General features: G+C 57.6%; 28 protein-coding genes. 8 read left to right on the forward strand and 20 right to left on the reverse strand.

Features of this window, described 5'->3' with window-relative positions; translation table 11 throughout:
- Positions 1–35: 35 nt before the first annotated feature.
- Positions 36–1202 carry a GNAT family N-acetyltransferase gene (locus MDHKLMBL_RS00490; protein ID WP_104269871.1) on the reverse strand — a complete coding sequence of 389 codons (1167 nt, stop codon included), beginning with the start codon at positions 1200–1202 and terminating at the stop codon, positions 36–38.
- 56 nt (positions 1203–1258) lie between these two features.
- Entirely contained in the window at positions 1259–1663 is a 405-nt protein-coding gene (locus tag MDHKLMBL_RS00495; protein WP_104269872.1) for a hypothetical protein, read from the reverse strand.
- Positions 1664–1802: 139 nt separating this feature from the next.
- Here MDHKLMBL_RS00495 and MDHKLMBL_RS00500 point away from each other — a divergent pair, with 139 nt between their 5' ends.
- Together MDHKLMBL_RS00500 and MDHKLMBL_RS00505 are read left to right on the forward strand one after the other, a co-directional pair.
- Entirely contained in the window at positions 1803–2489 is a 687-nt protein-coding gene (locus tag MDHKLMBL_RS00500; protein WP_104269873.1) for a response regulator transcription factor, read from the forward strand.
- Complete coding sequence (locus tag MDHKLMBL_RS00505; RefSeq protein ID WP_104269874.1) at positions 2486–3808, forward strand: sensor histidine kinase; 1323 nt, start codon at positions 2486–2488, stop codon at positions 3806–3808. Before MDHKLMBL_RS00500 ends, MDHKLMBL_RS00505 begins: the two co-directional genes overlap by 4 nt.
- On the opposite strand, the gene MDHKLMBL_RS00510 is transcribed toward MDHKLMBL_RS00505, so the two are convergent.
- Positions 3764–3964, reverse strand: a complete 201-nt coding sequence (locus MDHKLMBL_RS00510; protein WP_008173944.1) for a hypothetical protein — start codon at positions 3962–3964, stop codon at positions 3764–3766. The two genes, MDHKLMBL_RS00505 and MDHKLMBL_RS00510, sit on opposite strands and share 45 nt — an antisense overlap.
- A gap of 12 nt (positions 3965–3976) precedes the next feature.
- Between MDHKLMBL_RS00510 and MDHKLMBL_RS00515 the strand changes: the two genes are divergently transcribed.
- The 4 genes from MDHKLMBL_RS00515 (at position 3977) to MDHKLMBL_RS00530 (ending at position 6979) form a co-directional block, all read left to right on the forward strand.
- A complete protein-coding gene (locus MDHKLMBL_RS00515; protein ID WP_008173946.1) occupies positions 3977–4582 on the forward strand; it encodes a YigZ family protein in 606 nt (201 codons plus the stop codon).
- 81 nt (positions 4583–4663) lie between these two features.
- Positions 4664–5191: a DUF4136 domain-containing protein gene (locus MDHKLMBL_RS00520; protein WP_169702224.1), complete on the forward strand. Its 528-nt coding sequence runs from the start codon at positions 4664–4666 to the stop codon at positions 5189–5191.
- 34 nt (positions 5192–5225) lie between these two features.
- Positions 5226–5582, forward strand: a complete 357-nt coding sequence (locus tag MDHKLMBL_RS00525; RefSeq protein WP_104269875.1) for a translation initiation factor Sui1 — start codon at positions 5226–5228, stop codon at positions 5580–5582.
- Positions 5583–5725: 143 nt separating this feature from the next.
- Complete coding sequence (locus tag MDHKLMBL_RS00530) at positions 5726–6979, forward strand: D-amino acid dehydrogenase (protein ID WP_104269876.1); 1254 nt, start codon at positions 5726–5728, stop codon at positions 6977–6979.
- Between the two features lie 53 nt (positions 6980–7032).
- Here MDHKLMBL_RS00530 and MDHKLMBL_RS00535 read toward each other — a convergent pair whose 3' ends face one another.
- From MDHKLMBL_RS00535 to MDHKLMBL_RS00605, 15 genes are all read right to left on the reverse strand, one after another.
- Positions 7033–8676 (reverse strand): fatty acid--CoA ligase, encoded by a 1644-nt coding sequence (locus MDHKLMBL_RS00535; protein ID WP_092033635.1) that lies wholly within the window; start codon positions 8674–8676, stop codon positions 7033–7035.
- A 187-nt stretch (positions 8677–8863) separates the two neighbouring features.
- Positions 8864–9145 (reverse strand): pyrimidine/purine nucleoside phosphorylase, encoded by a 282-nt coding sequence (ppnP, locus tag MDHKLMBL_RS00540; RefSeq protein WP_088827498.1) that lies wholly within the window; start codon positions 9143–9145, stop codon positions 8864–8866.
- A 70-nt stretch (positions 9146–9215) separates the two neighbouring features.
- Positions 9216–9623, reverse strand: coding sequence for a monovalent cation/H(+) antiporter subunit G (gene mnhG / locus MDHKLMBL_RS00545; protein ID WP_014577876.1), 408 nt, complete (start codon positions 9621–9623; stop codon positions 9216–9218).
- Positions 9616–9888 carry an MrpF/PhaF family protein gene (locus tag MDHKLMBL_RS00550; RefSeq protein WP_014577875.1) on the reverse strand — a complete coding sequence of 91 codons (273 nt, stop codon included), beginning with the start codon at positions 9886–9888 and terminating at the stop codon, positions 9616–9618. Before MDHKLMBL_RS00550 ends, mnhG begins: the two co-directional genes overlap by 8 nt.
- A gap of 9 nt (positions 9889–9897) precedes the next feature.
- The gene (locus tag MDHKLMBL_RS00555; RefSeq protein ID WP_014577874.1) at positions 9898–10371 is read right to left on the reverse strand and encodes a Na+/H+ antiporter subunit E; all 474 of its coding nucleotides are present in this window, start codon (positions 10369–10371) and stop codon (positions 9898–9900) included.
- Positions 10368–11882 (reverse strand): Na+/H+ antiporter subunit D, encoded by a 1515-nt coding sequence (locus MDHKLMBL_RS00560; RefSeq protein WP_014577873.1) that lies wholly within the window; start codon positions 11880–11882, stop codon positions 10368–10370. The genes MDHKLMBL_RS00555 and MDHKLMBL_RS00560 overlap by 4 nt, the downstream gene beginning before the upstream one ends.
- Positions 11879–12226, reverse strand: coding sequence for a Na+/H+ antiporter subunit C (locus MDHKLMBL_RS00565; protein ID WP_014577872.1), 348 nt, complete (start codon positions 12224–12226; stop codon positions 11879–11881). The genes MDHKLMBL_RS00560 and MDHKLMBL_RS00565 overlap by 4 nt, the downstream gene beginning before the upstream one ends.
- A gap of 34 nt (positions 12227–12260) precedes the next feature.
- Entirely contained in the window at positions 12261–12686 is a 426-nt protein-coding gene (locus MDHKLMBL_RS00570; RefSeq protein WP_041645418.1) for a Na+/H+ antiporter subunit B, read from the reverse strand.
- Complete coding sequence (locus MDHKLMBL_RS00575) at positions 12683–14992, reverse strand: putative monovalent cation/H+ antiporter subunit A (RefSeq protein ID WP_199185467.1); 2310 nt, start codon at positions 14990–14992, stop codon at positions 12683–12685. The genes MDHKLMBL_RS00570 and MDHKLMBL_RS00575 overlap by 4 nt, the downstream gene beginning before the upstream one ends.
- A 115-nt stretch (positions 14993–15107) precedes the next feature.
- Positions 15108–15440 carry a Na+/H+ antiporter subunit G gene (locus tag MDHKLMBL_RS00580; RefSeq protein WP_014577869.1) on the reverse strand — a complete coding sequence of 111 codons (333 nt, stop codon included), beginning with the start codon at positions 15438–15440 and terminating at the stop codon, positions 15108–15110.
- 41 nt (positions 15441–15481) lie between these two features.
- A complete protein-coding gene (locus MDHKLMBL_RS00585; protein WP_062781700.1) occupies positions 15482–15751 on the reverse strand; it encodes a K+/H+ antiporter subunit F in 270 nt (89 codons plus the stop codon).
- A complete protein-coding gene (locus MDHKLMBL_RS00590; RefSeq protein WP_014577867.1) occupies positions 15748–16236 on the reverse strand; it encodes a Na+/H+ antiporter subunit E in 489 nt (162 codons plus the stop codon). The genes MDHKLMBL_RS00585 and MDHKLMBL_RS00590 overlap by 4 nt, the downstream gene beginning before the upstream one ends.
- Positions 16236–17753, reverse strand: a complete 1518-nt coding sequence (locus tag MDHKLMBL_RS00595; protein ID WP_014577866.1) for a monovalent cation/H+ antiporter subunit D — start codon at positions 17751–17753, stop codon at positions 16236–16238. Before MDHKLMBL_RS00595 ends, MDHKLMBL_RS00590 begins: the two co-directional genes overlap by 1 nt.
- Positions 17750–18118 carry a Na+/H+ antiporter subunit C gene (locus MDHKLMBL_RS00600; protein WP_014577865.1) on the reverse strand — a complete coding sequence of 123 codons (369 nt, stop codon included), beginning with the start codon at positions 18116–18118 and terminating at the stop codon, positions 17750–17752. Before MDHKLMBL_RS00600 ends, MDHKLMBL_RS00595 begins: the two co-directional genes overlap by 4 nt.
- Positions 18118–20919 (reverse strand): monovalent cation/H+ antiporter subunit A, encoded by a 2802-nt coding sequence (locus tag MDHKLMBL_RS00605; RefSeq protein ID WP_014577864.1) that lies wholly within the window; start codon positions 20917–20919, stop codon positions 18118–18120. Before MDHKLMBL_RS00605 ends, MDHKLMBL_RS00600 begins: the two co-directional genes overlap by 1 nt.
- 353 nt (positions 20920–21272) lie before the next feature.
- Between MDHKLMBL_RS00605 and MDHKLMBL_RS00610 the strand changes: the two genes are divergently transcribed.
- The gene (locus tag MDHKLMBL_RS00610; protein WP_104269877.1) at positions 21273–23327 is read left to right on the forward strand and encodes an NADPH-dependent 2,4-dienoyl-CoA reductase; all 2055 of its coding nucleotides are present in this window, start codon (positions 21273–21275) and stop codon (positions 23325–23327) included.
- Positions 23324–24346, forward strand: coding sequence for a CNNM domain-containing protein (locus MDHKLMBL_RS00615; protein ID WP_008173984.1), 1023 nt, complete (start codon positions 23324–23326; stop codon positions 24344–24346). Before MDHKLMBL_RS00610 ends, MDHKLMBL_RS00615 begins: the two co-directional genes overlap by 4 nt.
- 10 nt (positions 24347–24356) lie before the next feature.
- On the opposite strand, the gene MDHKLMBL_RS20945 is transcribed toward MDHKLMBL_RS00615, so the two are convergent.
- Together MDHKLMBL_RS20945 and MDHKLMBL_RS00620 are read right to left on the reverse strand one after the other, a co-directional pair.
- The gene (locus tag MDHKLMBL_RS20945) at positions 24357–24521 is read right to left on the reverse strand and encodes a hypothetical protein (RefSeq protein WP_008173988.1); all 165 of its coding nucleotides are present in this window, start codon (positions 24519–24521) and stop codon (positions 24357–24359) included.
- A gap of 110 nt (positions 24522–24631) precedes the next feature.
- Positions 24632–25627, reverse strand: coding sequence for a GlxA family transcriptional regulator (locus MDHKLMBL_RS00620; RefSeq protein ID WP_053112755.1), 996 nt, complete (start codon positions 25625–25627; stop codon positions 24632–24634).
- Positions 25628–25651 lie beyond the last annotated feature (24 nt).

Consider the following 25651-nt stretch of genomic DNA (forward strand, 5'->3'; position numbering starts at 1 on the left):
CCGCGCAAATCCTGTATGGTAATTCAGTATAGAAGCTAATCCTGCTCCTGCTGACGGAAGGGCAGAACGGATTTGGCGTCTTCGAAATAACCGAGGACGTGTTCCGCTTCTTCGTGGGTGAAGTTCTCGATGGCCTCGCGGAAGCCGGGGTGCCGAATTCCATGCCATGAATGGGTAATTACCGGCTCAAAGCCACGTACCAGTTTGTGTTCACCCTGGGCGCCGGCGTCGATATGGCTCAGCCCCAGGTCCATGGCCAGCTCGATGCCCTGGTAATAACAGGTTTCGAAGTGCAGGTGATTGTATTCATCAAGGCATCCCCAGTAGCGGCCGTAAAGAGTGTCTTCGCCGGCCAGGAACAGGGCGCCGGCAATCATCTCGCCTTCGCGGACCGCCATAACGATGTGCACATGCTCCGGTAGCTGTTCCAGAAGCCATTCAAAGAACTGCTTGTTCAGGTATGGGCGCTGGCCGCGCTTCAGGTAGGTTGCCTGGTAGAACACGTAGAAGGCGGAAAGGACATGGTCGGAAATGTCTCGGCCGTGAAAGCGGGCAAATGAAATGCCTTGCTCTGCCACCTGCCGGCGCTCCTTGCGGATGGACTTGCGCTTGCGGGAATTAAGCGCTGCCAGAAAATCCTCGAAGTTCTGGTAACCGTGGTTGTGCCAGTGGAACTGGCATCCGAGTCGATGCAACTCGTGGTCATGTTGGAGCAGTTTTTGGTCGTTGCTGTCGGGAAACAGGAGGTGCCAGGAGTGAGCGCCGAGTTTCTCGGTCAGGGTGTCCAGGAGGCCATGAATCTGCTCTGGCGTCAGCTGTTGTCGTAGCTCCGGTTCCAGCAAAAGTCGGGGACCCGCAGAGGGTGTGAAGGGTATGGCGATCAACAGTTTCGGATAGTAATCAAGACCATGGCGTTGATAGGCATCGGCCCAGGCCCAGTCGAAAACATATTCGCCCATGGAGTGGTTTTTAAGGAAAGCCGGCGCAATGCCAACGACTCTGCCAGCTTTCCGGAAAACCAGGTGACTTGGAGCCCAGCCGGTCACCTCCGTCGTGCATTTTGAAGTCTCGAGCGCCTGGAAAAATTCATAGCGGAGGAACGGGTTGCTGAGTCCAGCCAGCCTGCGCCAGTCATTCCGGTCGATATCGGCAATGCTGGTGCAGGTCTCCAGGGTGAGGTCGGACAGCGCGGATTCTGGCATGGTCGGGTAGTACTCCTTGATCTACCCGTTACCATACGTCAGAACCCGGCTTTTGATCACCCTTCCTGTTCGGCGCAGCGCTTTTCCAGTTTCTCATGAAACTTCGCGGCACGCTTCTCATGCTTCTCCCGACGCTCGTCGTGGATTTGTTTCCAGATTTCGCGTTGCTCATCATCAAGCTTCAGGCGGTCAGCCAGTTCTGCTTGATGCTCTTGCATTTTTTCGCGGCGCTCTTGTTTATCAAAGCGGCCCTTGCCTGCTTTGAAGTCTTCGCACATTTCTGCGATGTCCTTTCGGTCGCCATGATGTTTCTTGTGATGCTCGTCAGCCATGAGGTATGGGCTGGCCATGAACAGAGCAGACACGAGAGCGCCGGTTGCCAGAAACGAACGTGTACGGCTTTTCATAAGGTTTTCTCCGATATTGACTGTGTTGACAGTGGTTGAGTTCACGGTTGCCATAGTACCGGTGTCTTTCGTCAACGAGCGTCAGTGGTTTGTAAAGGTTCTGCAAAGGAAATCTCCCTGAATCAGCGGCTTGTGAGGAGCGTGTTAGACTGCAAACAGAAATGTTGGTCAGCCCAGAGGGTGGATAGTCGGTATGCAGAACAGGGTTCTACTGGTTGAGGATGATGATGAATTGCGGGAACTGCTTGCCCGCTACCTGACCAATCAGGGGTTTACCGTGCGCGAGGCGGCAAACGGTCGGGACGGGCTGGCCCTGGCTCTTGGTCAGGACTGCGATATCGTCGTGCTCGACATCATGCTGCCGGACATCAGTGGCCTTGAGGTGTTGCGGGAGTTGAGGGCAGAGACTCACCTGCCGGTTGTGCTGCTGACGGCCCGGGGTGATGAAACTGACAGGATCGTGGGATTTGAAGTCGGTGCCGATGACTATATTCCCAAACCCTGCAATCCACGGGAGCTGGTGGCGCGCTTGCAGGCGTTGTTGCGGCGGATTGCCTGGGACCAGAAAACCGAAGTCAATGCGGCCCGGACCTATGGCGACCTCCGTGTCGAGCCGGGCCATCGCCGAATTTACCAGAATGATGTGGCGATGGAGCTGACCGCCACCGAGTACGAGGTTCTGCAGGTTCTTCTGGTACATGCAGGCAGCGTGGTCCGCAAAACCGATCTCATGCAATGGGCGCTGGGCCGGCGCCTTGAAGCTTACGACCGCACCCTTGATATGCACATCAGTAACCTTCGCAAAAAACTGGGCAACGACGACCCGCCCCGTATCGAAACCGTTAGGGGGCTGGGGTACAGCTATCGGGTGCCAGAATGAAACAGCGGCCCATGTTCCCTCTGTTTTGGCGGATCTTCCTGTCGATCTGGCTGGCCATGGCGGTCACCGTGGTGGCCAGTAGCCTTGCAACCGGGATGCTTCTGGACCGGGAGCGGGAAGTGATTGAGCGCCAGGCAGGTCTGAGGGATCTGGCGGAAGAAGCCATCGCAATCCGTGAGGCTGGTAACCGTGGCGAAGCGTGGCGCTTTCTGCGGGATGAAGGCGAGCGTCTTGAACTGTTTCTGGTGTTGCTCGAACAGGATGAAAACGATGGCAAGCTGCCCTCGTTCATCCGCGACCGCATGAAATCCGGCTGGTACCCGCAGAAACCCGCGGTACTGGACGTTGGCGGCGGTTACCGGTTGGTGGCCTGGCCACGGGTGCAGGGCGCCGGCTGGCTCAACCCGAGATTCTTCAGGGCCATCGAGCTCGGGCTGGCCCTGCTGATGATTTCACTGGCGTGCTGGTGGATCGCCCGCCTGGTATCGCGACCGTTGAAACACATGGAAAGCACCGCCCAGGCGATTGCGGCCGGTGATAATTCTCTGAGAGTCAGCGAAAAGATCGCCCAACGCCGGGATGAGGTGGGGCAACTGGCCACGGCTTTCAATGCCATGACCGAACAGCTCTGCAGTCTGCTGGAACGCCAGAAACATCTGCTTCGGGATATTTCCCACGATTTGCGAACGCCGCTCACCCGCCAGCGTATCGCCATTGAGCTGGCAAACGAGGCCGGTGCAGATGAAGAGCTGATGGCCAGCATTCTGCGCCAGAACGAACGGCTTGAAACCATGACCGGTCAGATACTGACGTTATACCGGGTTACCGAAGCCGGCGGCGATATCGAGCGCGAGCCCCTCCGGCTGGTGCATGTGATCAATCAGGTCCTCAAGGATGCAGCGGACTATGCCGAGCACCAGGGTGTGGACTGCAAACTCGTGGTGTCGCCGGAAAGTTCAAGGGCGTCGGTGCTGGGTGATGAAGGGCTTTTACAGCGAGCCATCGACAACATCCTGCAGAATGCCCTCGACCACACGCCACCTGGCAGGGCTGTTCATCTGGCCGTGACGGTGGCCGATGACTGGTTGATGCTAACGGTTGATGACGAGGGGCCGGGCGTTCCGGATGAGCTGATCGGCCAGCTTTTCGAGCCGTTCTTCCGCGCAGACAAGTCTCGCGGGGGCACGGGCTGGGGGCTTGGCCTGGCCATTGCCAGAGACATCGTAGCGGCCCACGATGGCGTGATCGGGGCAGCAGCGGGAGAAACTGGCGGCTTACGGGTGACGCTTCGCCTTCCGGTGTTTTTCGGGGGCGGCTGACTCCGGCTCCGGGTCGGAAGGTTTCAGTTTTTCGGCGCCGGAAAAGTCGATACCCTCCTGCAGCTCGTCTTCGTCAAAGCGGATTCCGCAGGCCGCTTTCCGAATCTTCGCGGGCTTTGCCGTGCCCGGGTTGTTGTATTCGTCTTCAGAGGCCATAGGTCGTTGTCCATGAAAAAAGATTACCCCGTTCCCGCAGGATACCTTGAGCGTGAAACGGAAGTGAAGAAAAGCCGGTTCATTGCCCGGGTAGCCCCGGTGAGTTCGCGGGAGGAGGTGAAGGACTGGCTGGAACAGGCTCACCAGGACCATCCGGACGCCCGGCATATCTGCTGGGCCTACCAGATCGGGCGTCCCGGGTCTGCCGCCGAAGCTGGTATGAACGATGATGGTGAACCGTCTGGAACGGCCGGGAAGCCGATTCTCAACGTGATTCAGCACAAGGATATGGGAGATGTGCTGGTGATGGTGGTGCGGTACTTTGGTGGCATCAAACTGGGTGCCGGTGGCCTGGTGCGAGCCTATGCCGGAGCTGCAGAGAGCGTGCTGTCGGCTGTTGACCGGGTGGTCCAGAAGCCCATGGTGGACGTGCTGGTGCTCCTGTCTTTTGCTGACGAGCAACCGCTGCGGCACTGGTGTGAGATGAACGGGGCATCGGTGGAATCGGTGGATTACGGGGCCTCGGTACGGGCTGGTGTTCTGGTTCCCGAGGATCAGGTCGAGGCATTCGGAGCCTTCTGCGATGCCCATAAACTGGATTACAGTTTAGAAAGGTGACGGATCCCGGGGGCATCGTTGTGCGTCTGCGAGGCGTATACTGTTTGTAAATCTGAGTCTCAATCGAGGACAGGAATCATGATGCGTTTTCTGATGTTAGCGGTTGTTGCACTGGCCATGACCGGTTGTGCCAGCAACGTGGTGACCGACTACAACTCTTCCGTGGTTTTCGGTAATTATTCCTCCTGGGCGTTTGCCGGTGGCACCGATTCGTCTTCCTTTACCTCACTCGACGGCACTCGGGTGCGCAGTGCCGTCGAGCGAGAGCTGAATCGCAAAGCGCTGAAACAGGTCCCTGAAGCAGAGGCCGACTTGCTGGTAAGCTGGCAGATCGTGCCCGAGGAGCGTCTTGAGCAGACGGGGCTGGGACTCGGATTTGGTTTTGGCAGCGGGAATTTCGGATGGGCCCTGTCTGCGCCGCCACCGGTACGTGAAATTGAAGAGGGAAAGCTGGTTGTAGAGCTGGCAGACAGCAAGTCGAAAGAAGTTGTCTGGCGCGCCGCCAGTCGGCGCTATCTCAATGAAAACCAGTCACCCGAGACCCGAAGAGAACTGATCGACGAGGTCGTGGCCGAAATGTTTACCAAGTATCCTCCTGGTCTCGATTGAAGGCGTTACAAGACAGGAATAGCACGGAGACAGAATGAAGAAGCGATCTGAGGGCGGTCTGGTTTTTTCGACCGAGCAGGGGCGTATGTGCCCGGATTGCCGTAACCCCGTGAATGAATGTACCTGCGGTACATCATCACGGCCTGCCGGGGATGGCATTGTCAGAGTAAGCCGGGAGACCAAGGGCCGCAAGGGTAAGGGTGTCACCCTGATTACCGGCATTCCACTGGACGACAAAGAACTGAAAGCCTATGCCAAGGTGTTGAAAGCCAAATGCGGCACCGGTGGCACAGTAAAAGATGGTGTGGTCGAAATCCAGGGCGACCAGCGGGATCTTCTGGTTCCGCTGCTTGAGCAAAAGGGGTGGACGGTGAAGCGCGCCGGTGGCTGATGGTATAACACGCAAATCCCCCACGCTCACGTTACAATAGAGCCCGCGTTAACAAATCCCGACTTTCATACCAACCGGAATCTGCCCAGAAATCCCTGCAATTATGCCGTTGGATGGCGGATTCTGTTCGACCGGAGGCAAGCATGCATATACTGGTTTTGGGCGCAGGCGTTGTGGGTACTACCACGGCCTGGTATCTGCAGAAGCAGGGGCACCAGGTAACTGTGGTTGATCGCCAGAACCAGGCCGGCCTGGAAACCAGTTATGCCAACGGCGGTCAGATCTCCGTTTCCCATGCGGAGCCGTGGGCCAACCCGTCCGCCCCTCTGAAAGTCATGAAATGGCTGTTCCAGCCCGACGCGCCCCTGCTGTTCCGGCCAAGACTGGATCCCGCCCAGTGGCGCTGGGCGCTCTCTTTTCTGGGGCAGTGCACCTCGGCCCGGGCTGCCCACAACATCCGCCAGATGGTAAATCTCGGCACCTACAGCCGCAGCCAGTTGCAGGCCCTGCGTATGGAAGCGGGCATCGAGTACAACCATCTCGAGAAGGGTATCCTGCACTTCTACACCAATCCTGCGGAGTTTGACGGTGCCATGGAGCCGACCCGGATCATGCAGGATCTGGGGTGTGACCGTCAGATTATCGATGCAGACCGGGCGGTAGAGCTGGAGCCGGCACTCAAGCCGATCCGCAACCGGATTGCCGGGGCAACCTACACCTCGGAAGACGAATCCGGTGATGCCCGGATGTTTACCCAGAACCTCGCAAAACGCTGCGCGGAGGCCGGCGTAGAGTTCCGGTACGGCACTGAAATCCTGAGCTTCGAACGCGCCGGCGAGCGGGTACTCGGTATCCAGACGCTCCGGGAGGGCCATCATGAGACGCTGCGCGCGGATGCCTACGTGCTGAGCATGGGCAGCTTCAGTGCAGCGCTTGCCAGTCAGCTCGGTATTTTCCTCAACATCTATCCGGCCAAAGGCTATTCGATTACGGTACCGGTGAAGAACGAGGAGGCGGCGTTCAATGTCAGCCTCACTGACGACGAGTACAAGCTGGTTTATTCCCGCCTGGGTGATCGCATGCGCGTGGCGGGCACGGCCGAACTGAACGGCTACAGCCGGAAACTGAACTATACCCGCTGCCGCGCTATCGTGCGCCGCACAGCGGAAGTCATGCCCGAAGCAGGTTACTGGGATCAGGCGGAATTCTGGACCGGTTTACGGCCTGCGACGCCCTCCAACGTGCCGTACATCGGAAAAAGCCACTTCGCCAACCTCTACCTGAATACCGGACACGGCACCCTTGGATGGACCCATTCCTGTGGTTCCGCCGCGGCCCTTGCGGACATTATTGACGGCCGCAAGCCTGAGGTGGATTTTACGTTTTCCGGCCTATAAAAAAGGGGCCAGATGAGGTGTGTCATCTGGCCCCTTCCCAAACGCCTCACTGATTACTGCAACTGATCCCGAATCAGTTTCTTGTTGATCTTGCCAACACTGGTCTTCGGAATATCTTCCACGAAATCAATATGCTCCGGGATCGCCCATTTATTGATCTCGCCGCTTTCCACAAACTGCTTCAGATGGTTCTGGATATCCTCGGCACTGGCTTGCTCGCCCGGCTTCAGGGTGACCAGAGCATGCGGGCGTTCGCCCCATTTCTCATCGGGCACGCCCACCACCGCAGCACCGGCGACAGCGGAATGCTGGCTGATCAGGTTTTCCAGATCCAGTGAAGACAGCCACTCACCACCGGTCTTGATCACGTCCTTGATGCGATCCTTGATGGTGATTGTGTTGTCCGGCTCCATGGAAGCTACGTCGCCGGTGTGAAGCCAGCCACCTTCCCAGAGCTGCTCGCCTTTCTCGGGCTCCTTGAAGTAACCCTGGGTCAGCCATGGCGCGCGGGCCACGATCTCTCCTTTGGCCTCGCCATCATGGGGGACCGGATTGCCTTCGGGGTCCACAATTTCCAGCTCAACCATGGGCGTCGCAATACCGGTCTTCACCCGGATCGCAGTTTGCTGCTCAAGAGGCAGTTCCAGGTCTTCGGGCTTCAGGTGCGACGCGCAGAGCAGCGGACAGGTCTCAGACATGCCGTAGGCGGTGTAAAGTTTGATGCCGAGCTTGGCCCCGGCGTCGCAAAGCCCTTTGGTGAGTGCGCTGCCGCCGATCAAGACGTGCCAGTTGCTCAGGTCGGCCGTCTTGATGGATTCGGTGGCCATCATCATCTGCATGATGGTGGGCACGCAGTGAGAGAAAGTCACTTTGTGTTCCTTGAGCAGATCCACCAGCAGCTCAGGCTCATAGCGGCCCGGATATACCTGTTTGATGCCCATCATGGTGGCGGCATAGGGCACGCCCCAGGCATGCACATGGAACATTGGCGTCACTGGCATGTAGACCGACGAGGAACGCATCAGCGGCATCTCGTCGAATGACGCCACGGTGCCCGTCATGGCCAGCGTGTGCAGTACCAGCTGGCGGTGGCTGAAGTAGACACCTTTGGGATTGCCGGTGGTGCCCGTGGTGTAGAAGGTGGTCGCTACACTGTTTTCGTCGAAATCGGGGAAGTCGAACTTGTCATTGGCCCTGGCGAGAAGGTCCTCATACTCCCCGACAGCCTCAACAGGTGCCTGTTGTGCGGCATCGCTGTCGGTGAGCTGGATCCAGGTCTTGACCGTTTTGATCTCGTCTTTGACGGCCTCGATGATCGGGAGGAAATCGTCGTGAACCAGAACCACATCGTCTTCGGCGTGATTCATGGTGTAAACGATCTGGTCCGGGGACAACCGGATGTTGACGGTGTGCAGAATGGCGCCAATCATCGGAATGGCAAAGAAGCACTCCAGGTACCGGGGGGTATCCCAGTCCATGACCGCAACGGTATCGCCCGGTTTCACGCCGGCATCGGTCAATGCGTTTGCCAGACGGTGAATGCGCTCGACGAGATCCGTATAGGTGTACTTGCTGCGGTTGGAGTAGACAATTTCCTGGTCTGGATTGTACCTGGGGCCCGAGAGCAGGAGTCGTTTGATCAGCAGCGGGTACTCATAGGCGTTTTCAGCCGGGGGTAGAATGCGTGTCTGTGCCATTACGTGTGTCCTCTTTCCCAGTTGTTGGTGTTATCGCGAGAAACAGGAATAAATCTGACACAGATTGGCTGAAACAGGAACCGAAAAGGGTGAAAAAATGCAGAGCGAACGGTGGCTTAGGTGCGAAATCCGTTTCGCTCTGCGGACGCGCCCCTCAGGGGCAGCGATATTACTCGTAGGTGCGGAATTACTCGTAGGTGCAGAGGTAAGCCGTGTCGATGTCGGTCTTTGCCTTGAAGCTGGCCTGACCCGCTACGTCAAAACTCTCGCCGGCACCGTAGGTCATCCACTCTTCCATGCCGGGGAGCAGCACAGTGAGGGCGCCGCTGATGACGGTCATGGTTTCTTTCTTGCTGGTACCAAACTCGTACTCGCCCGGGCTGATCACGCCAACGGTGGCTGGCAGAGTCGAGGTCTGGAAGGAAATGGACTTGGCCTGGCCGTCGAAATATTCATTTACTTGCAGCATATGCTGGCTCCTCGAATGTTGTGGGCAGCCTACTATACGGGAATTTCGTGCACTTCCAATGACAAAATAATCAGCCTGAGCCGTCCTTGTTATTGTCGGGCACTGCTCGGTCTGTCTTGGTTTCAAGTCCGCTGTAAAGCTTGTGGGTGTCCGGATCGTATCGTTCCCGCAGTTCGTCCTTGGTGGTACCGCTCCAGAGCGAAATTCCGGTGAAGTAACCTGCCCGTCCAATGACATGAGCAGCGATGGGAGCGGTCAGAAGTATAAACACGATGAAGGCGATTGCCCTTGCCGCGACCGCGCTGTCTGAAAAGTGCAGTGCTACCCCGGCCATCGTGAGTATCGCGCCCATCGCGCCTGCTTTGGTGGATGCGTGCATGCGTGTTGGCAGGTCTGGCAGTCTTACGATGCCGATGGCCGCAAGCACCATGAATGAGGCCCCTGCCAGCAACAGGATGGAAACGAAAATTTCACTCATCCTTGACGCCTCCACGCTCCAGGAACCTGGCGAACCCTATTGCCGCGAGGAAAGCGGTGAGGGATATCACGATCGCCACATCAAGAAAACTGGAGACACCGGTATCAATGGCATGAACCCCAACGTAGCCAACCACCACGGAAGCAATCAGCTCAAGTGCAACCACGCGGTCCGCCAGGGAAGGGCCCCGGGTTAAACGGATGAAGGCAAAAAGTAACGCCAGGGACAGCATGAGATACACAATATTAATGGCGATTCCAAGCATGGTGGGCTCCTAGCGCATAACCTTGAGGATTCGGTGTTCCAGTTCTCTCAGGTCATTTCTCAGCTGTTCCTCGTCCTGAAGAAACATGGCGTGGATGAAAAGCACCCGTCGATCATCGGAAACATCCAGGCTGAGGGTCCCCGGTGTCAGTGAGATCACACTACTGACGAACATGATCTCCATATCGGTACGTGCCTGTAGCGGAAATGCGATCACACCGGGCTTCATGTGCCAAACCGGCGTGGCGACATCGTAGGCAACCCGCAGGTTGGATTTCACCAGCTCTTTCAGGAAAAAGGCCAGGAAGGCGATTAATCTCGGAATTCTCCGGGAGTAGCCCTTCAAAGCGGGCACCTGGTTTTGCAGAACCATGAGCGCAATGTAGCCAAAGCAGAAGCCGGCCAGTAGGTTCATGGCAGTGACGCTGCCACTGAGAACCACCCAGGCAATTGCAAGCAGCAGGTTCCAGAACAGGCCAATCATTTCGGCGTCCCTCCAAGAACCGCTTCTATGTATAGCTGCGGGTTCATCAACTGGTCTGCGGCCGTCTCGGCCAGAACGTAAATTGGCTGGCCGTAAAGGCCAATAATGAGCGTGCAAGCCGCAAGCCCGACCACCGGCACATAGTAGGCCCAGTTGTGCGTATTTTTAATCTCGCCGTTGAGCCTGCCGACATCGGTCACATGGTCGGGAACCTTTTTCCAGAAGACTTCCGCCCAGATCTTGATCATTGAGTACAGGGTCAGCAAGCCAACCAGCAGAGCGATGGCAGAGATCACATATTCACTGGCCTCCAGGCTGGCTTTCACCACAATGAACTTGGCGAAAAAACCGGACAAAGGCGGAATACCGGCGAGCGAGAGCGCCGGAATCAAAAACAACAGAGCGAGGTACGGGCGCTGACGGTAAACACCGCCCAGGTTCTTCAGCTCATAGCTCCCAAGCAGACGGTAGGTGATACCGCTCACCAGGAACAGATTCGTCTTCACAATGATGTGGTGCATGATGTAAAACACGCCGCCAATCAGGGCCAGAGGCGTGAACAGCGCCAGCCCGAGCAGCATGTAGCCGATCTGGCTGACAATGTGGAAAGAAAGGATTCGCCGGAATTCGAACTGCGCCGCCGCGCCGAGAACGCCGGTCAGCATTGTCAGGGCCGCGGCCCAGAGCAATATGGTGTGTGTGTAGGCGACGTCCTGCGTGAAGATCAGCGTGAATACCCGATAGAGTGCGTAGACCCCTACCTTGGTCAGCAGCCCTGCAAACAGCGCTGAGACGGCGACTTGCGGCGTGTGATAGGAGGCAGGGAGCCAGAAAAACAGGGGAAACGCCGCCGCCTTGATGCCGAACGATACCATGAACATCAGCGAGACCACCGTCACCATGCCAGGGTCTTCCACGCTGTTCAGTTTCTGGGCGATGTCCGCCATGTTCAGGGTGCCCACCATCCCGTAGAGCAGGCCCACGGCGGAGAGGAAAATGGCCGACGAGAACAGGTTCAGGGTCACGTACTTGATGGCGCCTTCCATCTGGGCTCGCTCTCCGCCCAGGGTCAGGAGGGCAAACGATGCCAGCAGCATCACCTCGAACCAGACGAACAGGTTGAATATATCGCCAGTCAGAAAGGCTCCGGCTACGCCGGCGAGCAGCAGGTGCATCAGGGGGTAATAACCGAATTTTTCATGACCTTTCGGTGTTGAGGCCAGCGAATAGATTGCGATGGCAAGGCCGATAATGCCGGTTAGCACAATCATGATGGCGCCAAGAACATCGGACACCAGCACGATGCTGAAGGGCGCAGGCCAACTGCCCATTTCAACCACCAGAAAACCCTGCTCAATGGTTGAACTCATGAGCCAGATGCCGGCTGCCAGCAACAGCCCGGTGGCAACAACTGCAAGGACCCGCTGAAGCGTGATGGAGCGCCAGAATGCCAGGGACAGAGCTCCGGCTGTCAGGGGTATCAGGATCGGGAGAACGAGTTCCGGGTTCAAGTATCCGTATCCTTCATCTTGTCCAGGTCATCGGTTCCAACCACTTCGTAGGCACGACGGATCAGAACCACGGCGAACGCCAGGACGCTGAAAGCAATCACAATGGCGGTGAGAATAAGGGCCTGCGGCAGGGGATCGGCCACTGCTCCAACGACTTCACTCGCCCCCTCGGGAATCAGCGGTGGTGCGCCCCGGGTCAAACCCGCGACCACGAAAATCAGAAGGTTGGCCGCGTTGCTCAGAATGATCAGGCCAATGACGAGTTTGACGATAGAGCGGCGCAGCATCATGTATATGCTGGCTGTAAACAGCAGCCCAACGACATAGGCCATCAAGGTTTCCATAACTGAGCCCCCTCCCTGGCAATGAATGCACGGTTCATTCGTCCGACTCCATCAGGCTGATCACAAAGGTCATCAGCGTGCCCAGTACGGCCAGGTACACGCCAATGTCGAAAATCAGAACGGTTGATAGTTTCAGGTAGCCTTCACCGGGGAGTGGAACCTCCCACCAGAGTGCGGTAAGCATGGCCTGGCCAGTCCAGAAGGCAGGGATTGTTGAGGCGAGACCGAAGAGCAACCCGGCCGCCAGAATATCCCGGGGGCTGACACGCAGCAGCTTGCGGGTTGATTCGGCGCCAAACGCGAAGGCATAGAGCACAAACGCACTTGCCGCCACCAGTCCACCGATAAAACCGCCACCGGGTTCGTCGTGCCCGCGCAAAAGCAGGAACACCGAAAACATCAGTTGTAGCGGCATAATCGCGAGAGCGGCGGTGTGGAGTATGAGCGTATTGGTTTTCATGGCTTGTGCTGGTCCTCCGCCCTGAGTTTGACCATCGAGTAAACCCCCATCGCCGCAAGGCCCAGAACAAAGATTTCCCCCAGGGTGTCCAGCTGCCTGAAATCCACCAGAATTACATTGACGATGTTTTTGCCGAAGGCCAGGCCATAACTGTTTTCAATGTAATAGCTGGAAATACTGTCGAAGTACTGGATATCCAGCACCGCAAGCATCAGCAGGGTCATGGTCGCGCCGGCAAAGATAGCCACGGACAGGTCCCGATAACGTTCCCACGGCGATGAGAGGTTGACGAAAGGCGGCAGTTTGAAGAGCACCAGGACCAGCAGTATCACAGTCAGGGTCTCCACGAGGAGCTGAGTGATGCCAAGATCCGGCGCGCTGAAATGAATGAATATCAGGGCCACCCCGAAACCCAGCACGCCGACTGACGCAACGGAACCCAGCCGGGACCGGGTGACACTGGCAAACACGGTGGCTGCGACAATAAGAAGAGCGATGCCAAACTCGTAGAAGTAGCCATTGCTGAAATCGAAATCCAGCTGGAAACCGTGGCGGGTGAACAGCGTGTAGCCTGTCAGACCGAAAGTGACCAGAACGAGGATCAGCAGATAGATGCCCAGAACCCCGTTCTGCAGCACCCGGGTTTGCCAGCTTGCAACCTGGGTGATCCCGAGCATGAATCGGAAATAGCCCGCCTCCGGACCAAAGCGGCTGGCGGCCGTGTTGACGGCATAAAGCTTCGGATGCAGTCGCTGCCAGGTTATGAAAAGCAGGGAGCCTGCGAGGAGGCTGGCGCCAGACAGCATCAATGGAACATTCACTCCGTGCCACAGGGCCAGAGCCGTCGTCACCCCAGTGCCATAGACGGATGAGACTGTGGCATCCAGTACGAAGATTGCGGGCACAAATGGCGCCACGCCAAAAATCAGCGCCAGAAGGGTCAATACGGCCGGGCCAATCAACATGGCGACGGGCGCGTCGTGGGGCTGTTTTGGAGTGGTGCGAACGGGACCGAAGAACGGCTTCAGGAAAACCAGTCCCGCTACGGCCACGACCAGAATCGACGAAGCGACAGCTGCTGTCAGGAGCCCCCATGGCCACACCGGCGAGTTGATAACCGACTCGAACATCAATTCCTTGGCAACGAAGCCGAAGAGTGGCGGAAGCCCTGCCAGCGACAATGCAGCCAGCCCGGTGATAACCGCGGTCCTGGGCATGCTGCGCCAGAGCCCGCCCATTTTCGTGATGTCTTTGGTGCCTGTTTCGTGGTCCAGTGCGCCCGCCAGCATGAACAGGGCGCCCTTATACAGCGAGTGCGCCACCAGAACGCAGACGAAAGCGATGATCGCCTTTTCCGTGCCGATCCCGATGAGCATGGTGAGGGTGCCCAGCGCCATGACCGTCGAGTATGCCAGCACCTTCTTGATGCCGGTGCTACTGAAGGCCAGGTAGGCGCCAGTGAGCATGGTCGCAGCGCCGAAAAGCATCAGGGAGTTGCTCCACAGTGCATCCCCATCCATGGATGAATTCAGGCGCGCCAGCAGATAGACGCCGGCCTTGACCATGGTCGCCGAGTGCAGGTAGGCAGAAACGGGGGTGGGCGCAGCCATGGCATTGGGTAACCAGAAGTGAAATGGTACCTGCGCAGACTTGGTGAAGGCTCCGATGAGTATGCAAACTGCCGCCGCGGTGTAGTAACCATGGTCGTGAATGGCCAGATCGGATGCCAGTATCTCGGAGAACGAATAGCTCCCCGTGATGAAGATCAGGAGAATCAGGCCGGCCATCAGTACCAGGCCGCCTCCCGCTGTGACGAAGAGCCCCTGCAGGGCGCATTTCCTGGCTTCTGCATCTTCATGGTTGAAGCCGATCAGCATGTAGGACGTGATGCTGGTCAGTTCCCAGAACACGAAAAAAGTGATGAGGTTGTCGGATAATACCAGCCCAAGCATCGACGCCATGAACGACAGCATGATGACGTAGAATCGGCCGAGATCCTTGTGGCCCTGGAGGTAGGAACCGGCATAGATCAGGATAAAGGTTCCGATACCGCTGATCAGAAGCGCGAAGACCAGTGCCAGGCCATCAACCATGAAATCCAGCGAGACGCCGAGTCCGGGCATCCACTGGTTACGAATCAGAAGAGTTTCACCGCCGCTGACCGCCGGGATGAGGCTGACAAAATAGGCCGTGAGCAATGCGGGGAGAAGGGCCAGCACCCAGCCAATGTGTTTACCTGCCACGCGATAGAGCGCGGGAACCGCCACAGCCAGCAAAAATCCCGAAAGCACAGCCAGTAACATCATTCAAGGGTGCTCCTTTAAGACCCAAGTTAAAACGTCCTGCAGTTAACGGCGGTTTTTATAATCAGTATTTAATACGATTCCTTGGCACAAAAAGTTCTTGGACTTGTTGATTGAATTACTGGTCCCAGGGATGGCCCCGGGTGTTTTCTGTGGTGTTAACCTTCAAATGCATGGCAGCTTTTGCCAGGAAGTTGGCACTCACAGGGGCCGTCATGAACAGAAAGGCCGTGATCAGGAATTCCTCAATACCGATGCCCTGTCCAAGTGTGCTGAAGTAGATCACAGAGCTGATGACGATGGCGCCCACTCCAACCGTGGTTGCTTTGGTGGGGCCATGAAGGCGAGTAAAGAAGTCCGGTAGGCGAGCCAGGCCAATGGCGCCGATCAGGGTAAATGCGCCACCGATGATCAAAAGCAGGCAGATGGCGAATTCAGCGTAGGGATTCATCGGATGTTTCCTCCTGGAGCATTTGTGTGCCGGGTGCGGGCTTACTCAATGACGCTGCCCCGCTTCAGATATTTGGCCATGGCGACGGTTCCAACAAAGCCCATGACAGCAATCAGAAGAGCCGCCTCAAGGTACATGCGTGTTCCGAGTGTGAGGCCGAGCAGAATAATCAAAGCAATGGCGTTGATGTAGAGCGTGTCGAGTGCCAGCACTCTATCGGGTGCATCCGGCCCCTTGATCAGACGGTATACATTCAGAAGCGCCGCCACAGTGACCATGGCAATGGTGATGTAGAGGGCGATGACTATCATTGGAACATCTCCAGCAGAGGCTTCTCGTAGCGGGTTTTGATCGTATCGATAACTGTCTGGTCGTCCTCGGCGTCAAGCGCGTGAATCAGCAGCAGCTTGTTGTCATCGCTGACGTCAGCGCTCACAGTGCCGGGCGTCAACGAGATAGTGCTGGCCAGAATCGTGATGGCCAGAGGGTGCTCCAGCTCCAGGGGATAACAGACAAATGCGGGACGTGCCGGCCGCGGGCTGAGGATGAGCCGTGCCACTTCAACACTCGCGATAACAATATCCCAGACAACGCGCAGGAGGTAGGCGGGGACTCTCCAGGCTTTGATGAATGCCGGCGGATCCGGCCAGAAGCCCTGGGTTATCTGCGGTATTGCCCATGCCAGGATCAGGCCCAGTACTGCGCTGCCACCGCTTATTCCGTCACTCAGAAACTGCCAGGTGATAAAAAGGGTAAGGCTCAGCCAGGGCTGGGGAAAACTCAGGCGATCAAGCATCAGCTGTCCTCCCTGACCATCTTGGTTTGCAGGATCTCAATATAGGCATCCTTGTTGTGCAACTGTTCGGCCGTGGCATCGGTGTAGCGGGTAATCGGGCCAGCCAGCACAACGATCACCACTGCCAGTGCAGTCAGGGCACCGGCTGCGACAGAAATCCGGCCGTTGAGCGGATCTGGCTTTTCCAGATGACCATCCACCGTGCGCCAGAAAACGATACTGCCAGCGCGGCTGTACGCGATAACGGTCAGGAAACTGCCGATCAGAAGTACTGACCAGAGCCATGCCATTTCGGTTCCCGATTGAACAGATTGCAGAATCAGGACTTTGCCGAAAAAGCCACTCAATGGCGGAAGGCCAGCCGCTGCTACGGCTCCGACCAGGAACAGCACGCTCAGGAAAGTGCGGTTCTGCATTTTGGGGGCGGTAACGATTCGATCCTTGGCCGAGCCCCTTTGGTTGGCCACCAGCTCTGATACCAGGAACAGGCCGCCAACCGTCCAGGTGGTGCTCAAAAGATAGAACAGGGCAGCAGACAGACCGGCTTCGGACCCGAGCGAAATCGGTGCCAGCAAAGTGCCCACGGAAATGATGACCTGCCAGGCGACCAGGGTTTTCAGGCTGCCGGACCCCAGCGCACCAATAACCCCCATGGCGAGGGTGGCCAGGGCAATGGGGAACAGCCAGTCCATGCCCAGATTGGCGAGTTCGCCGGCGTCGTCGCCGAAGATCAGCAGATACACCCGCAGAATGGCGTATATGCCAACCTTGGTCATCACCGCAAACAGCGCGGCCACGGGCGCCGTGGCTTTGGAGTAGGCACGGGGTAACCAGAAGCATAGGGGTAGAATCGCGGCCTTGAGACCGAACACCACCAGCAACATCATGCCGCCGGCTTTAACGATGTTCAGACCTTCCCCGGACACCTGCGGAATCTTGACGGCCAGGTCTGCCATATTGAGGGTGCCGGTGACGCTGTAGATCATGCCAACACTGATAAGGAACACGGCGGAGCCTATCAGGTTCAGCACGACATAGTGCAGGCCCGGAACGGTCCTTACCGTGCCACCGCCATGCATCAGCAACCCGTAGGAGGCAATGAGCAGCACCTCGAAGGCAACAAACAGGTTGAACAGGTCACCGGTCAGGAAGGCGATGTTCAGCCCCATCAGCTGGAACAGGAAAAGTGCATGGAACTGGCGGTTGCCTTCGTCGGCACCGCCGATCGAATAGATGTGACAGAACAGGGCCAGCACGGCCGTCATGACCAGCATAAGTGCTGCGAGACGGTCCAGGACCAGTACGATCCCGAACGGTGGCTGCCAGTTGCCGAACGCATAGATGCGATAGCTGCCGTCGTCTGCCAGTACCAGAAGCACGATGGCGGAAACCAGCATCAAAACGGTTGTAGCCAGTGCCAGGGTGCGGCGAAGACTGATGGGTGCATAGCCCATGAAAGCCTGAAGAATGCCGCCTAGCAGCGGAATCAGAACAGGAGCGGTAAGCCAGTGGTTCATTTACCGTTTACCTCCTCTTCCTGTTCCGGAGCAGGCGATTTGTAGGGCTGTTTACCATCCACGTGGTCGTCCTCGTTGTCCGCCAGGTTGCGCAGTGACAGGACGACAACGAACGCGGTCATGGCGAAACCAATCACGATAGCAGTCAGTACCAGTGCCTGTGGCAGCGGGTCGGAATAGCTCGCAGCCGTTCCGAGGACCGGTTGCTGGCCGGTCGCCAGGCGACCGCTGGAGAAGAGAAAGAGGTTCACCCCGTAGGACAGCATGGTCAGTCCCACCACGACAGGAAAGGTGCGAGCCCGCAGAATCAGATAAACGCCGGATGCCGTCAGGGCACCAATGACCAGCGCAAAAACAAGCTCCATTATGCACCCTCCTTTTTACTCTTTATGGCGGAGTGGGGAGATATCCGGCCGATACTGACCAGCGCAAGCAGGGTAGCGCCGATCACAGTGAGATAGACGCCCAGATCAAAAATCAGTGCAGACGCGACCTCGAATTTGCCAACCACAGGCCAGGTTATGTAATCGAACGTGGAGGTCAGGAACGGATAGCCAAAGGCGAGGCTTCCGGCGCCCGCAACTGTTGCGAAGAGCAGGCCAAGGCCGATCACGTTGTGGTAACGGACAGTGATTCGGTCTTCGGTCCAGTCCATACCGCTGGCAATGTACTGGAGAATAAGGGCAACCGAAGTCACCAGGCCGGCGATAAAGCCGCCCCCGGGCAAATTGTGACCCCGCAGGAAAATGAAGGCGGATACCATCAGTGCCAGTGGCAGCATGGGCCGGGCAATCAACCTCAGCATCAGCGGGTGGGAATCCCGGGTCCATGCATGTCCCTCGCCGTCGCTGGGAGGTGGCGTCAGGGCCGTGTCCTTCAGCATGGCGTAGATGCCAAGGGCAGCAATGGCAAGGACGGTAATCTCACCCAGGGTATCGAAGCCCCGGAAGTCCACCAGGATCACGTTGACCACGTTGGTGCCGCCGCCACCGGTTTTGCTGTTTTCGAGGAAGAAATCAGAAATCGAACTGAACGGTTGAGTCAGCATCGCCAGTGTGACCAGCGTCATGCCAATGCCGGCAACCGCCGCAATGGCAATATCCCGCAACCGGCGTTTCAGTGGTGTCTCGATAGGCGTCCATGCAGGCATGTAAAAGATTGCCAGCATCAGGAGAACAATGGTGACGACCTCAACGGAAAGTTGTGTCATTGCCAGATCTGGTGCTGAGAAACGGGCGAAAGCCAGAGCCACGATCAGACCGACGACGCTCAGCAAAACAAGGGCATAGAACCTTTGACGGTGCAGGATGGCCGTTGTCAGAGCACAGAAGATCAACAGAACGGCCGCGATCCCTGTTGGTAAATCCACCGGGCTCAGTCCGTTTTCGCCGACAAAAATGCCAAGCCCGAGAAGCGGCATGGCTGCGACCGCGATAGCGCTTACCAGAAGAAGCATGGCGTATCGCTGAAGCGAGCCATTTTCGATGCGCGTGGTAAATCTGTTGGCGAGATCGACAACCCGCAGCACCACCGCTTCGAATACCGCCTTCTCATCAATTTCCTTGAACCGGGCGTGGAAGTCGAAGAAGCGCTGACGCTGGCTGTACATCAACAGTCCGCCGAAGAAAGCGACGAAGCTCATGACCAGCGGCAGGTTGAAGCCGTGATAAACAGAAAGCGTGTAGTCCGGCACATCGCCGCCAAGCGTGGCGGACGCTGCGATCTGGAGCAACGGGCCCACGGAAACAGCAGGGAACACGCCGACCATGATGCAGGCAAATACCAGGATCTCCACCGGAAACTTCATGTAGCGCGGAGGCTCATGCGGTGGGTAGATCGGAAGATCGACGGGCTTGCCGTTGAAGAACACATCGTGGACAAAGCGTGCAGAGTACGCCACAGCGAAAATACCCGCGAGCGTGGCAACGATCGGAGGTAGCCAGGCCCAGAGCCCCGGCAGGTTCAGCTCCAGGGATTCGGCAAAGAACATCTCCTTGCTCAGGAAGCCATTCAGCAGTGGTACGCCTGCCATGGACGAGGCGGCCACCATGGCCAGGGTTGCGGTGTGCGGCATGTAACGCCAAAGGCCATTGATGCGCCGCATGTCCCGGGTGCCGGTTTCATGGTCGATGATACCGGCGGCCATAAACAGGGAGGCTTTGAACGTCGCGTGGTTGATGACGTGGAACACCGCAGCCACGGCGGCAAGCTGGGTGCCCATGCCGAACAGCAGGGTGATCAGGCCCAGGTGACTGACCGTCGAGTGGGCAAGCAGGCCTTTCAGGTCGTGCTTGAACATGGCCACATAGGCACCAATGAGCAGGGTGGCCATGCCGGTAAAGCTGACCATGTAGAACCACTGTTCAGTACCTGCCAGGGCCGGATACAGCCGGGCCATGAGAAAGATGCCGGCTTTGACCATGGTAGCCGAGTGCAGGTAGGCAGATACCGGTGTCGGTGCCTGCATGGCGTGAGGCAGCCAGAAATGGAACGGGAACTGGGCCGATTTGGTGAACGCGCCCAGCAGAACCAGGGTCAGGGCGACCGGATACATGGCATGAGCCTTTATCTGGTCTCCGGCTGCCAGCACGTCATCAAGCTCGAAGCTGCCAACAATGTTGCCGATGATCAGGATGCCGGCGAGCAGTGCAAGGCCGCCGCCGCCGGTTACCGCGAGTGCCATCCGGGCGCCACGGCGGGCGTCCTGTTTATGGGTCCAGAAACTGATCAGCAGGAACGAGGTCAGGCTGGTCAGTTCCCAGAAAATCATCATCAGGAGGAGGTTGCTTGAGAGCACGATGCCGAGCATCGATCCCTTGAAGCACAGCAGCAGGGCGTAGAACTTGCCGACGTTTTCATGGGCTTTCAGGTAATAGCGGGCGTAAAGAATGATCAGCAGCCCGATGATCAGGATCAGCAGAGCGAACAGCAGGGACAGCCCGTCCAGACGAAAACTGAAGGAGAGGCCGAGCGCGGGGAGCCATTCGTAGCTGTGCAGCACAACGCCGCCGTCAGCAAGGGTTTCCCAATGGGGGAAAAGGGCAGCGAGTGCGATCAACGCGGGTACAGAAGATGCAACGGCAATCGCCGTTCTGCCGCCCTGGGCGAACAGGGGTGCGGCTATGGCACCCAGAAAAGGCAGTAAAACAACCAGCGGTAGCGACATCGCAACCTCGTTATTGGTTTTCTTTTACGTGAGTATTGAAGGCATGTTTGCCTGAGTCTAGTCTCCGGCCGGCCACCCTGCACATCGGGCAACGATCCCTTTACGGCATGGCGGGTGGGGTGGATCAGCAGAAGGCAGGCGGGTCCGGGAAGTACGGAAGACGTCCCCGGTGCCGCGCGATGTCAGCGGTAACAGGTGGGCGGGTAACTCTTATGCAGCCGAAGGACCTTGCGGTCATGGTTGCTCCGTCAATGAAACTTGATTGCCGATGATACGTGCCCCGTCTGGAAGGTCAAGTCAACTTGCCATTGATCAAGTGTATACTCGCGATAAATATTTATTGAGAGAGTCCCATGAGCGACACCTATCCCAACCTTCTGAAACCCCTGGATCTTGGCTTCACTGAACTTAAGAACCGAGTGCTGATGGGGTCCATGCACACGGGCCTGGAAGATCGGTTCTGGAACATCCACAAGTTTGCGAGGTACTTTGCCGAGCGCGCAGAAGGTGGCGTGGGGCTCATGGTGACGGGCGGTTTCTCGCCCAATCTGGTTGGGCAGCTGGCCCCCCTTGCCTCGACCATGAACAATCGGGCAACGGCTCTTTTACATCGTCATGTGACCGGCGCGGTGCATGAGGCCGGCGGCAAGATCTGTATGCAGATCCTGCACGCAGGGCGTTATGGCTACCAGCCTCTGATTGTCTCTGCGTCGGCAACCAAAGCGCCGATCAGCCCGTTCAAGGCCCGCGCCCTTTCCTCGAAAGGGGTTGAACGTCAGATCAACGATTTCGTCAGTGCCGCGAAGCTCGCCAAATTTGCGGGTTATGATGGCGTCGAGGTGATGGGCTCCGAAGGCTATTTCATCAACCAGTTTTTGTGTGAGCGGACCAACAAGAGAACGGACAAGTGGGGTGGCCCTTACGAGAACCGTATGCGCCTGCCCGTGGAGATTGTCCGCCGTATGCGCGAGGCTGTTGGGCCTGAATTTATCATTATCTACCGGTTGTCCATGCTGGACCTGGTCGAGGGTGGCCAGACCTGGGATCAGATCGTGACGCTGGGCAAGGCCATTGAGCGGGCAGGAGCCACCATCATCAATACCGGGATTGGCTGGCATGAAGCCCGTGTGCCCACCATCGTTACCTCGGTTCCCCGGGGCGGCTTCGCCGATGTCACCGCCAAGTTCTATGGCGAAGTGGATATCCCGGTGTGTACCACCAACCGCATCAACACCCCCGAAAAAGGAGAAGAGATTCTCGCTGCCGGAAAGGCGGATATGGTGTCGATGGCCCGGCCTCTGTTGGCGGACAGCGAGTTTGTTCGCAAAGCCGAGCAGGGGCGCAGTGACGAAATCAACACCTGCATTGCCTGCAACCAGGCGTGTCTTGACCATGCCTTCCAGGCCAAGCGGGCATCGTGCCTTGTAAACCCGAGGGCCTGCCACGAAACCGAGCTGGTGTTGACGGTAGCGCCGGTTGTGCGCCGGGTCGCAGTGGTGGGGGCCGGACCTGCGGGGCTGGCAGCAGCGACCACCGCCGCGAAACGGGGCCACAAGGTGACCCTTTTCGACGCAGACGATCGGATTGGCGGTCAGTTCAACTACGCCAAACGCATCCCGGGCAAGGAAGAATTCTACGAAACCCTTCGTTATTACCAGCGCCAGATAGAGCTGTTGGAGATCGACCTGAAGCTGGGCACGCGCGTGGACGCGGACTCACTCAAGGCCCAGGGCTTTGATGATGTGGTGATCGCCACTGGCGTGAAGCCGAGAACACCGGCAATTGAAGGCATCGATCATCCCAAGGTGCTCGGATACCTCGATGTGCTCCGTCACAACAAACCGGTTGGTGCGACTGTGGCGGTTATTGGTGCCGGCGGTATAGGCTTCGATGTCAGCGAGTTCCTGACGCACGACTTCAGCCACCATCCCGAAGGCGAGCAGGTCAGCGTTGCCGACTGGCAGGCGGAATGGGGCGTCAACCCGGACTTCGATGGCCCCGGAGGCTTGGCCGAGCGCCAGCCAACACCGTCGCCCCGAAAGATTTACCTGATGCAGCGAAAAACCGGCAAGGTCGGCGGCGGTCTGGGCAAGACGTCGGGTTGGGTGCACCGCAACAGCCTGAAGCACCGTGAAGTCGAGATGCTGAGGGGCTGTCGCTATGAGCGGATTGACGACCAGGGGCTGCATATCTCCCTGACCGACAAAGATGGCAAGGTCACGGAGAGCCGGGTGTTGGCCGTGGACAATGTGATTATTTGTGCAGGCCAGGAACCTTATCGGGAACTTTTCGACGAGTTATCGGACTCTGGGGTGACCGCGCATCTGATCGGCGGTGCAGACGTCGCCGAAGAACTGGACGCCAAACGGGCCATCCGGCAGGGAACGGAAGTCGCAGCCAAATTATGACATTACTAATTGCCTTCGCAGTGCTCTCGATTGGCTTCTCCTTTTTATGCTCCATTCTAGAGGCGGCCCTGCTTTCGGTGACTCCGAGCTACATCGCCTCACTGAAAAAAGAGAAGCCGAAGCTTTTCGCCCGGTTGCGAAAACTGAAAGACGATGTGGACGATCCCCTGTCTGCAATCCTTACACTGAACACGGTTGCCCACACCGTGGGCGCCACCGGCGTTGGCGCCCAGGTGACGGTGGTTTTTGGGGAAGCGTGGCTCGGAATTGCCTCTGCGGTAATGACCCTGGCTATCCTGATATTCTCGGAAATTATTCCCAAAACCATTGGCGCCAAATACTGGCGGAGTATTGCGCCACGGCTGCCAGCTATTCTGGGATTCATGATCAAGGCGCTGCTGCCGTTCATCTGGTTGTCCAAACAGGTCACCCGTCGAATTGGGTCTGGTGAGGCCGACGTTGATATCCGTGCGGAGATCAGCGCCCTGGCGGAGATCGGCAAGGATCAGCAGGCCCTGGACGAAGACGAACGGCGCATGATTCACAACGTCCTGCGATTCCACGAGATCAAGGTCAGTTCTGTGATGACACCAAGGACGGTCTGCAAATACGTTGATCCGGGAATCACTTACGACCAGTTCCGGGAGCAGGTCAGCAAATCACCGTTCTCCCGATACCCTGTAATCGATGAGGAAGGCGAGGCGCTCGGGTACCTGCATCGGGCAGACCTGATCAACCTCGATTCCGATGTCGACCTGCTCGACCACATGCGCAAGATCAAGCGAGTGAAAGGCAACACCAACATCGAATTCCTGTTTTCGGACATGCTGCGAGAGCGGCAACACCTGGCCGTCGTCTATGACGAATTGGGAACCTGGCTGGGAATAGTGACGCTGGAGGACATACTGGAGACACTTTTGGGCACGGAAATCATGGATGAAACCGATAATGTCTCGAACCTCCGCCGGTATGCGAAGCAGCGCTGGAGCCGGCGTTTGAAGAAGTATGGCTCCGGATAGAAGGGTTTGGTTAGCGGGAGGCTTTCAAGGCATTTGAAATCGCCTCGGCTTCAGCTTCAAGTACCTGACTTCGAAGGCTGTTTCCCTGCTGCAGTGCCTGCTCGATCTGCTTGCGCTTCATGTCGTACAGCCTGCTCAGAATCTCTGCCTGGCTTTGTCTGATCGGTGCATTCATGGCGGACCTCCCCATAGTGACACCTGTCGGTATTCTTTACGTTTCAGGCCGAACATTGGCCTTCACTGGAAACCAATGCATAACCCGGGCCAGTCAGGACCGACCAGACATTACCTGACAAAGCGAGAGCGGTAGGCACCCGGTGAAAGCCCGGTATGTTTGCGGAACAGACGCGTGAAGGAACTCACGTCTTCGTAGCCCACCAACTGAGTGATTTCATCAATCGGTAGCCGCGATTTCTCCAAATGCTGACGTGCCACCTCAATCCTGAGAAGTTGTAGATACCCGGTGGGCGTGTCGCCAGTGGCTGCCTTGAATCGGCGAATCAGAGAACGCTCGGTGAGTCCGCTGAGTGAAGCCAGGCGTTGCAGGGTAACAGGGTCCCGGTAATGACTGTCCAGCCAGTCCTGCAGCTTCAGAATGGCGGCATCAGAATGGTAACGGCGAGCCTGCAAGGCACTATAAGGCGCCTGACTGGTCCGCCCCGCATCAATCACAAACGCCTTCGCCAGCTCCCGCGCCACCTGAGCCCCCGCGTAACGTTCGACCAGATAGATCCCCAGATCCCACCAGGCCATGCCGCCCCCGGCACAGGCGATGTCGCCGTCCACCGTTACCAGCTTGTCCGGCTGAAGGTTCACCGCCGGAAAGCGCTGGCGGAACTGATGGCTGAAGCCCCAATGCGTCGTCGCCTGACGACCATCCAGCAGCCCCGCCTCGGCCAGCATGAACGCCCCGGTACAGTTACTGGCTACCCGCACCTGCCCGGCGTCTGAAGACCGAAATGCGCTCAGCCATTCAATAAGCTCCGAATTCCCCGCCAGAACGACTTCGATAGGACCACCAATAGTCGGTATCACCACCAGATCGCTGTCGTCGCCACCCGGTAACAAATCGTTCCAGGCTCCGTCTGGCTGAATGGTCAGTCCGTTAATGCAGCGGCAGGGCGCTCCGTCCTTCGTCAGAAGCCGGGTTGTGAACCGGGGTGTCGGCGCTTCATCGTTAATCCGCGCCCAGGTAACGCCGGCAAGACGGAAAAGATCAATAATGCCAGTGATGGCGCTGGCTAAAGCGCCATCAAAACCGATAACAGAGACCGTTCGCATGCAAACTCCAAATTAGGTCATCAG

It is taken from the genome of Marinobacter flavimaris (assembly GCF_002933295.1).
Classification (GTDB): domain Bacteria; phylum Pseudomonadota; class Gammaproteobacteria; order Pseudomonadales; family Oleiphilaceae; genus Marinobacter; species Marinobacter flavimaris.